Annotated in this window: 1 protein-coding gene; it reads right to left on the bottom strand. The window is 49.8% G+C overall.

The genetic code is table 11. The features are described 5' to 3' along the window. Positions 1–400: VCBS domain-containing protein (locus AB4583_RS16005; RefSeq protein WP_372118264.1), on the bottom strand; the 400-nt coding region annotated here is incomplete at both ends.

The raw sequence follows: 400 nt of genomic DNA, 5'->3' as shown, positions 1-400 counted from the left end.
ACGTCAGTACTGGTTAGCGTACCTGATGTGGTTACCGCTTTGTCAGTTTCATCGATGGCAATGGTCGCGCTGCTGACAGTAGCGGCGTCGTTAGTACCGTTAATCGTGACTTTAATGGTCGAAGGTGTGCCATCAACGGAAGTGACAGTGAAGGTTTCTTCTACTTTATCGCCGACGTTTAACTGATTAAACGCGCTGCTGGCGGTGAACGCCCAATGACCATTGGCATCAATAGTCAGGTCACCGTTGGTGCCAGTAATCGAATCCGGTGTGAATGCATTATCTGGATTATCTACGTCGGTACTGGTCAACGTTCCTGATGTCGTTACCGCTTTGTTAGTCTCATCGATGGCAACGGTCGCACTGCTGACAGTAGCGGCGTCGTTAGTACCGTTAATCG

The organism is Vibrio sp. 10N.222.49.C12, from assembly GCF_041475025.1.
Lineage (GTDB): Bacteria > Pseudomonadota > Gammaproteobacteria > Enterobacterales > Vibrionaceae > Vibrio > Vibrio crassostreae_C.
This window is presented reverse-complemented; position numbering and strand designations above follow the sequence as displayed.